Source organism: Tahibacter caeni (genome assembly GCF_024609805.1).
GTDB lineage: Bacteria > Pseudomonadota > Gammaproteobacteria > Xanthomonadales > Rhodanobacteraceae > Tahibacter > Tahibacter caeni.
Genome location: NZ_JANFVR010000196.1, coordinates 1 through 9076, shown reverse-complemented (window position 1 = coordinate 9076; position 9076 = coordinate 1). Strand labels below are relative to the sequence as shown.

The 9076-nt window shown below is 71.2% G+C and carries 4 protein-coding genes; 1 reads left to right on the top strand and 3 read right to left on the bottom strand.

Going from position 1 to position 9076, the window contains the following annotated elements:
* Positions 1-3802 (top strand): glycosyltransferase (locus NON22_RS15665; protein WP_257387884.1); only part of this gene is annotated, 3802 nt, incomplete at its 5' end.
* A gap of 64 nt (positions 3803-3866) precedes the next feature.
* Here the strand turns inward: NON22_RS15665 and NON22_RS15660 are convergent.
* From NON22_RS15660 to NON22_RS25015, 3 genes are all read right to left on the bottom strand, one after another.
* A complete protein-coding gene (locus tag NON22_RS15660) occupies positions 3867-4298 on the bottom strand; it encodes a VOC family protein (RefSeq protein ID WP_257387883.1) in 432 nt (143 codons plus the stop codon).
* Between the two features lie 10 nt (positions 4299-4308).
* On the bottom strand, positions 4309-6765 hold the full coding sequence (locus NON22_RS15655) for a hypothetical protein (RefSeq protein WP_257387882.1): 2457 nt from the start codon (positions 6763-6765) through the stop codon (positions 4309-4311).
* A gap of 525 nt (positions 6766-7290) precedes the next feature.
* Positions 7291-9076, bottom strand: a 1786-nt coding sequence (locus tag NON22_RS25015) for an eCIS core domain-containing protein (protein ID WP_425507986.1), incomplete at its 5' end; no start/stop codon positions are given.

Genomic DNA, 9076 nt, shown 5'->3' with positions numbered 1-9076 from the left:
CGATCCGGCCGCCGTCGCGGCCTCGCTCGAGCGGCGCGAGCGCCGGCTCGCGAGCGGCAATGCGTTGCCGCCGGCGCACGGCGTCGCCGCGTGGCTGCGCTACGTGCTCGCCGCGGAGCGATTCACGCGAGGCCAGGCACGCACCTTCGTCGCGTTCGACGCGCTGCTCGCCGACTGGCGCGCGGAATTCGCGCGCATGGGCCGCCAGCTCCGCCTCGACTGGCCGGATTGGGACCTTGCAGGCGCCGCGATCGACGATTTTCTCGATACCGCCGCGCGCGACGAAGCGCCGAGCGACGGCGCGAACGACAGTGCCGGAACCGCTCGGGACGTCCATGCGGGCCTGCTGCGGGCGGTCGCGCAGCCGGATTCGATCTTTCCGGCCTTCGACCTTGCTGCGCAGAGGCTCGCGACGGCCGAAGGCGTGCTCGGTCCCTACGTCGCCGCGCGGGAGCGCGTCGTCGACGATTTGCGCGACCGCGCCGCCGCGGCCGCGCAGCGACACGACGCCGAGCGCGCGGACCTGCATGCGCGGTTCGCCGTCGAAATCGAACGGCGCGATGCGCGCCTCGCCGAGGCGACGGCGCATGCCCGGCACCTGGAAGAGGCCGTCGCCGCGCTCGAACGCGAGCGCGCCCGCGTCGCCGATATCCGGGCGGCGCACGAGGCCGAACGCGCGGACCTGCATGCGCGGTTCGCCGCCGAAATCGAACGGCGCGATGCGCGCCTCGCCGAGGCGACGGCGCATGCCCGGCACCTGGAAGAGGCCGTCGCCGCGCTCGAACGCGAGCGCGCCCGCGTCGCCGATACCCGGGCGGCGCACGAGGCCGAACGCGCGGACCTGCATGCGCGGTTCGCCGCCGAAATCGAACGGCGCGATGCGCGCCTCACCGATGCGACCGGTCATGCGCGGCGGCTCGAAGACACCGTCGCGGCGCTGGAGCACGAGCGCGCCGGCCTGCACGCGCGCTTCGCCGCCGAAATCGCCTCGCGCGATACGCGCCTGGCCGAGGCCGCCGCCGAAGCCCGGCGCGCGCAGGCCGCGGCCGAGCTGCTCGAACGCGAGCACCGCAATGCGTCCGAGTACGCCGAGTCGCTCGTGCGGGACCGGAACCGCGCCGCCGAATACGCGCGGTTGCTGAAACGCAGCCGCGACGACGCGCTCGCCTACGCGCAGGCGCTCGAACACGCGCGCGACGAGGCGGCGCGGCAGCGCCGTTCGGCGCTGCGCGCGCACAGCGGCCTGCCCGTGTTCTTCACGATCGCCTCGCGCAACTACCTGGCGTATGCGCTCACGTTGATGCAGTCGGTCGCGGCGCAGTATCCGGACGCGCCGCGCTACCTGATCCTGGCCGATCGCGACGACGGCGATCCGGCGCTCGCCGATGCGCCGTTCGTCACCATCGCCGCCGAAGCGCTCGCGCTGCCGGATTTCGACGCGTTCGCGTTCCGCTACACCATCATGGAGTTCAACACGGCGATCAAGCCGTATGCGTTCGCGCACCTGCGCCGGCGGCATCCCGGCGCCGGCATCGTCTATCTCGATCCCGACATCCTCCTCGTCGAGCCGCTGACCGAGGTCGAGGCCGCGTTCGCCGACGGCGCGCTGGCCGTGCTGACGCCGCATCTCCTCGATCCGGTCGACGACGGCCGCCAGCCCGGCGAGCGCGACATTCTGCTGAGCGGCACCTACAACTGCGGATTCGTCGCGATCGGTGCTCATGCGCAGGCCGACCGCCTGATCGCCTGGTGGGCCGACCGCCTCGAGTTCGGCGCGTTCAACGACGTCGCCGCGGGGCTGTTCACCGACCAAAAGTGGATCGACCTCGTGCCGGGCCTGTTCGCCGACGTCCGCATCCTGCGCGACGCGGGTTACAACCTCGCGTACTGGAATCTGTCGCAACGCCGCGTCACCTGGCGCGGAGCGCACTGGCAGGCCGGAAGCCACAGGCTCGCGTTCGTTCATTTCAGCGGCGTCGACCTCGACCGTCCGGCGCTGTTCTCCAAGCACCAGAACCGCCACACGCGCGCCACGATCGGCAAGCTGAGGCCGTTGTACGCGGAGTATCTGCGCCGCCTCGCCGCGAACGGTCACGCCGTGCACCGCGCGAAGCCGTACGCGTTCGGCCGGTTCGCCGACGGCGAGCCGATCTGCGATCCGGTGCGCGCCGTCTACCGGCGCTATTTCGACAAGGGGACGGCGCAGCCGCAGCGCGATCCGTTCGCCATGGACCGGCGCCTGTTCGACCTGCCGTGCGAGGAGCTGCCCGTGCGCGCCGAAGCGCCGGTCACGCGGCTGATGTACGCCGCGTGGAAGCTGCGTCCCGATCTGCAGCAGGCCTTCGACATCGGCCAGGCCGAAGGCCGGCGCGGATTCATCCGCTGGTTCGCCCGCGTCGCGGCGGCGGAGATGGGCATTCCGGAGCGGCATCTCGAACCGGCGCGCCGCACCCTGGTGGCGCTCGAGAGCGGTCGCGCGACCGGCGCCGCGGCGCAGATCCGGCATTCCGCCTCGGGCCCGGCGAGCCGCGCCGCGGCGGCTTGCCTCGATGCCATCGACTGGAGCTGCCGCTTCCGCGCGGCGCTGCGTTTCTACGCCGCGATCCCGCAAGGCGCGCGACACCACATCCGCCGCCGGCTCGAACGCATCGCCGGAATGCCCGCGGCGCTCGCCGCGGCCGGTACGCCAGACGGGTCCGGCATCAATCTCGTCGGCTACGCGCACGGCGAGTTCGGCGTCGCCGAGGTGCTGCGCCGGTATGCGCATGCGCTGCACGACGGCGGCGTGCCGTTCGTCGTGCGCAATTTCGACACCGGCGTCGCGAGCCGCCAGAGCGACCGCAGCATGCAGCGCTTCCTGTCGCCGGAATGCCGCTACGACGTGAACCTGTTCTGCATCAATGCCGACCAGATGCCGGTCGCGCGCGCGCAGCTCGGCGATGCAGTGTTCGGCGGGCGCTACAACATCGGCTGCTGGTTCTGGGAGCTCGAGAAATTCCCCGAGCAGTGGCACGGCGCGATCGACCTCGTCGACGAGATCTGGGTGACCTCGCCGTTCGTGCGCGATGCGATCGCCGCGTGCACGCGCAAGCCCGTGCACATCGTGCCGGTCGCGCTCGGCGTGGATCTGCCCGAGCCGCCGTCGCGGCGCGAGTTCGGACTGGCCGAAGGCGTGTTCCTGTGCCTGTTCAGTTTCGACTTCAATTCGTTCGTCGTGCGCAAGAACGCCGAGGGCGTGATCGCCGCGTTCCGCCGCGCGTTCGCCGACGGCCGCCGCGACGTGCGTCTCGTGATCAAGACGACAAACGGCGCGCGCTTCCCGGACGCGCTGCAGCGGCTCGTCGACCTGGCCGCGGCCGACGACCGCATCGAGGTGCGCGACGGATTCCTCGACCGCCGCGGCATGTGGGCGCTGCAGGCCTGCTGCGACTGCTATGTCTCGCTGCACCGCTCCGAAGGTCTCGGCCTCGGCATGGCCGAGTGCATGCTGCTCGGCAAGCCCGTCGTCGCGACGGCGTATTCGGGCAACCTCGCGTTCATGGACGCGGACAACAGCTGCCTCGTCGACTACACGCTGGTCCCGGTGCGCGAGGGCGAGTATCCGGCCTGGCAGGATCAGCACTGGGCCGAGCCGGACGTCGCGCAGGCCGCCGCCTGCCTGCGGCGGCTCCTCGACGATCCGGTGTACGCGCGCCGGATCGGCGAAGCTGCAAAGGCGAGCGTGAGCGAACGCCTGTCGGCCGCGGCAAGCCGTGCGGCCGTGACGGCGCGGCTCGCCGAGATACGCGCGGGACGACCGTGAGGTCGACACCGGCGCTCCTGCGCGGCCGTCCCACCATCGGCGCGGGCGGGAATTTCCCGGGGCGCTATCGACGGCCGGCCAGCGGTTCGGCCAGTCCGATCAGGAGCCCTTCGGGGCCGCGGACGTAGCAGAGCCGGTAGGCCTGCTCGTATTGCACCACCTCGCCGACGAGCTGCGCGCCATGTCTGCGGAGCCGGGAGAGCGTGTCGTCGATGTCGCTCACGGCGAACATGGCGCGCAGATAGCCGAGGGCGTTCACCGGCGCGTTCCGGTGATCGGCCACGACGGACGGCGCGAGAAAGCGCGATAGCTCGAGGCGGCCGTGGCCGTCGGGAGTGACCATCATGGCGATCTCGACGCGCTGGTTGCCGAGCCCGGTGATGCGCCCGGCCCACTCGCCTTCGATCGTGGCCCGCCCCTCGAGCGTCAGGCCAAGCTCGGTGAAGAAGGCGACGGCGGCATCAAGGGATTCCACGACGATGCCGATGTTGTCCATTCGTAGCAATTTACTTTTCGTCATGTCGCGTCGTGTGTCCGTTGGGGGTCGACGGAGGCGGATCGGAGCCGGCGGCGCGCACGGCCGCGCGGATCGTGACGTCGCGGACATACGACCAGTCGCAGTCGCTGACGTTCGCCGGACCAGGCGCGACGTCCAGTCGCAGCACGCCGTCCGGACCGGCCGCCACGGGGCCGAGCTCGAAGCGGCGCGCGGGACGCAGCGCGGCATCGGCGAACGGGTCGTAGCGGTAGGCCGGCGCCGCGCCGGCGTCGCCGGAGACCCGGACCTCGACACCGTCGCCGTGGCTGCAGCCGGGGCTCGTGAACGCGTTCGGCACGATGCCGACCTCGCCCGAGACGACGTAGGCGTCGGCGCCGGGCCGAAACGTCAGCTGCGCCGGGCTGTGCATGAACAGGACGCGCCGTCCCTCGACCTCCATCGTGCGGACGCCGGCGGTCCAGGCTTGCGGCGGGTGTGAGAAGCCGGGAAACAGCGCGTCGATCATTGCCGGCGGCAGTTCGCCGCGCGGCCGCCGCGGCAGCTGCGTAACGTTCCATCGGACGTCGTCGGCGAACAGGCCGCGCATCGCGTCGCTTTGCGGCACGAGGCGGAAGCGCCGGACGACGGGCAGCTCGGTGCCGGCGAACAGGCGCACGTAGTCGTCGAGCGACTGCACGAGCGGCGACGCGAGGAACCCGCCCGGTGCCGCGCCGCGCACGAGCCGGAAGCGCCGGACCGAGCCGTCGGCGAGTTCGAGTTCGATGAGCTGGCCCGGCTCGCGTAGCACGGTCGCCATCGCCGCGCCGGCCCGGGAGAGCCCGGAACGCACGGCGAGCACCGCGACGGTTTCGGGCGTCGTCGGCAGGTCGATCCATTCGCCCCAGGCTGCCGGACGCCAGCCGTCGTCCGCCGGCAACGGCACGGGCGCGGATTCGGTGTCCTTCTCCAGTAGCAGAAAGGATTTTTCCACGAGTACCGGATGGTAATTCCGATACAGGGTCGTGAACGCGAGCGCGTTTTCGCTCGTGGGCAGATTGCCGTCGATCGGCGAATGCGCCAGCAGCACGAAATCCGTCCGGTCGGGACCGCTGAACGCGGCGGCGTTGAGGCGTTGCAGGCGCAGCGTATAGGCGCCGTAGCCCTGGAAAACCGGCGAAGGCCGGTAGGCGAGGCCGTTGAACAGGACGACGCCCTGCTGCGTGCCGAGGAGGTCGATGCGGCGGCTGCCGACCGCGGCACGCGTCTGCGGCAGATCGAGCCGGATGCGCTCGCGGTCCAGCGCCGCGATCAGTGCCGGTCGATAGGCCAGCGGACGCGCGAGCAGGGCCGCGTTGTTCGCGAGCGTGCGCAGGCTCGCGACCGCGAGTTCGCCGCGCCGGTGGCCCATGCCCGGGTTGAAGCAACGGTCGGCGACGGGCACGACGGCCACGGCCAGCGCCAGGCCCGCCGCGCGCAGCCGGGGCGTCGCAGTGGGTGCCAGCGCCGGCAGCAGCGGCAGCACGAGCCAGGCGGTCATGGCGAAGATCGCGACATGCGTATCGGCGCGCGTGAAGCCGGCGCGCCAGGCGACGAAGAGCGCGAGACCGCAGAGCGCGATGCAGGCGAGGCGGCCCGGGTCGCGGCGTGCACGCCAGGCCGTCCAGAGGCCGGCGCCGCCGGCGCCGCCGAGCACGGCCAGTCCGTAGACGTCATAGCGCAGCGGCGGAAAACTGCCCATCGCCGCGGTGTAGCCGCGCGAGATTTCGAGCACCGTCGAGACGAACGGGAGCAGGTCGCCGAGGTGCTGGCCGGCGGCCGTCCACAGCGCCAGCGCCGCCGCCGGAACGAGCAGCAGCCAGGCGACGGCGTGGCGCCACAGCCGCGCCTGCAGCAGCACGACGATGCCGGCGAGCCACCAGGCCAGAATCAGCAGCAGGGTGCTCATCTTGATCAGCAGGATCGTCGCTGCGTACAGCGCTGCGACGACGAGCAGCAGCCAGAGCGTGCGCCGGCGTCCCGCGGCCGCGTGCGCGTGCAGGCCGACGATCGCGAACACCGGCATCGACAGCCAGGCCGGATCGGCGGCGAGCAGCGGCGCGCCGAAGGCGACGGCGGCCGCGAGCACGAGGCGTTCGGGCCAACCCTGCGTGAACCAGCCGTTCGCGAACAGGAATGCGGCCGCGGCCGCGAGCGCGATCTGCGCCGCGACGAAGGTGCCGTAGTAACCCGGGTCGCAGGCGTTCAGCGGATAGAGATGGCCGAGCGGGCCGTAGGTGAACGCGATGTCGCTGCCCCAGCGCAGGCCGTGCATGCTGGCCCAGCGCAGCACCATCGTCCACGACGGATCGAGCTCGTCGCCGGCCACCGAGCCGCCGAAGCGCACGCTGGCGAGCAGGAACAGCAGACCGGCGAGCGTCGCTGCCGCGAGGTCAGGGATGTTTGCGGCGCGCAACGGAAATGCCGGCCGTGGGCCGTCTGCGCTCACGCCGGAAGCCTTGGGAAGGCGTCGCGATGGCACGCTGATCGGGTGAAGTTCCGGATGCGACCTCGCGCGACGGCCGGTGACAGGTCGAAATCGCAGTTGACGGCGGCGCGCCGGAGTCGGAAACGGTTGAGGCTCACTCGGGATCGTTCGTCTTGGACAGAAGCAACTTATTGAAGCTCCACAGTGGTTAGGCTGAAGACGCCGTGTCTGTGCGGCGGCGGTCGGGTACGGCGTGCCGATCTTAATGGCTGTGCCTGGGAAAGGGAGTGGATCGCTTCGGCGCCGGACTTCGCCCGACGCGCGGACCCGTGGTGCGAGCGGCCTAACCCGATGGCGCGCTCCGGCCCGCGCTGCACTTCGGGCAGCGGCCGCCGCAGGCGCAGGGCGCCGATTTCGGCAGCGCGGCGGGCGCTGCGGCCGGAAGCGGCGCAATCGGCGGGCGCAGCGACGCCGGCGTGCGGTTCGGGTTGGACGATGCCTTGTCGGGCGCTAGGAATTTCATGGCGATGCTCCGGCCTGCCGGCGTCAGTCCTCTTCGCTGATGTCTTCGTCGCAGCCGTCGATGCCGGCGTAGTTCTCGACGTCCTTCTGCCGGATGCCGCGCCAGAAGCCGCTGCTGGGGTCGGGTTTCTTCATCGGCTTGTACCACGACAGGGTGAACACCTCTTCGAGCACCGCGCGCGCGGAACCGAAGCCGGCGGCCGGGTTGTCCTTGCCGAAGCCGCCGCACCAGATCTGCATGACGGGCTTGGCGGCGCCGGGCGGCGTCCAGATCAGCTGCTCGCAGGCTTCGTAGTTGTTCAGGCCGCAGTTGCCGTCGATCAGGCCCAGCGACCAGTCGCGGTGGCGGGGATGGCTGTAGCTGCGCGAAGAGATGCCGGCGTGCGGCCACGGCGAGATGATGCCGTCGCGGTTGTCGATGTCCGCCCAGATGACGACCGGCCGTGCGATCGCGCCGGGCACCTGGTTCGGCAGACCGAGCAGGTAGAACAGCGCGTCGGCGTAGCGCGCGATCGTGATGCACTGGAACGTGCCGGCCTTCAGGTATGGCGACATGCCCCAGACCGAGACGATGCTCGGGCACGAGATGTTCTGCTCGCCGCCGCTCGGCGCGTCGCATTCGCCGTACGACGGGAATTCGCGCATGACTTTCCAGATGATGCGGTCGGCGCGCGTGACGCCGGTGCCCGCGGCGAAGCGCATCGCCTGCCGCAGGCGCCGCACCGTCGGACGGTACGGTCGGTCGGCGATCGTGACGGCTTCGGGCGCGATGGCCGGGCCCGCGGTCACGAACACGTTCTGGCGCGTGACGCCGCTCGACCGCGTCGCGACCGTCGAGGTCGCCGCCCAGGTCTGCTCGGGCCGCAGTTCGGCGAACGTCGGCGTCACCGGCGCGTCGGCGGTCAGGAAGATCAGGTCGCGGGGCTCGTTCGTCTTGTGAGTGCCGGTGCCGCTCAGCGAGAAGCCGGTCTGCGCGCTGGTCGCGGTGATGGTATAGGCGCGCCCCGGCACGCCGCCCTTGATGTCGACCCAGGCCGCGGCGCTGAGCGTCGTGCCGCCGGTCACCGAGATCGGAATCGTCTGCGCGGCCGTCGGATCGGCCGGGTCGAACACGATCTGGTAGGGCTTGTTGCTCCAGTCGAAATGGCGTGCGCCGGCGTCGCTCCAGTCGACCGCGTTGTCGATGACCTGCGCGTGGTCGCTGCCGATGAACACCTTGTCGATCGTGATGACCGGATTGAACACGAGATCGAGCTCGCGCAAGGTGTCGCGGTCGACGACGCCGGTGTCGACGAGGCCGTGGTCGCGCTGGAAGGTCTTCACGACACCTTCGGTTTCCTCGCCGAAAATGCCGTCGGCGTCGCCGGTCTTCTTGAACGAGACCGGCATCGGATAGCCGAGATCGCGCAGCTGTCGCTGCAGGGTCTTGACGCCTTCGCCGCTCTCCTTGCGGCGCATGTCCGGTGCGTTGTCGAACGCTTCCTGCAGGCGCGCGTCGTCCTTGAGTTCGGGCGACTGGAGGTCTTCGGCACGCTCCTCGTCCGTCAGCGGCTTGCGCCGCACGACGTCGTCCGCAGACTGCGCGTGGGCGAGTTCGTGCGCGAGCAGCGCGCGGCCGGCGGCCGAAAGAGGGTGGTACTGGCCCGCGCCGAACACGACGTGACGGCCTGCCGTATAGGCCTTCGCCGAAATCGCGCGCGCCGACCGCGCGGCGAGCGCGTCGTCGTGCACGCGCACGTCGGCGAGCGAGCGGCCCAGGCGCGGCTCGAACCAGTCGCGCTGCGCGCGCTCGAGCGGCCGGCCCGGCGCC

Coding starts and splice junctions, on each gene's coding strand:
- NON22_RS15660 (WP_257387883.1), bottom strand. CDS start 4,298: ATGGACAACATCGGCATCGTCGTGGAATCCCTTGATGCCGCCGTCGCC.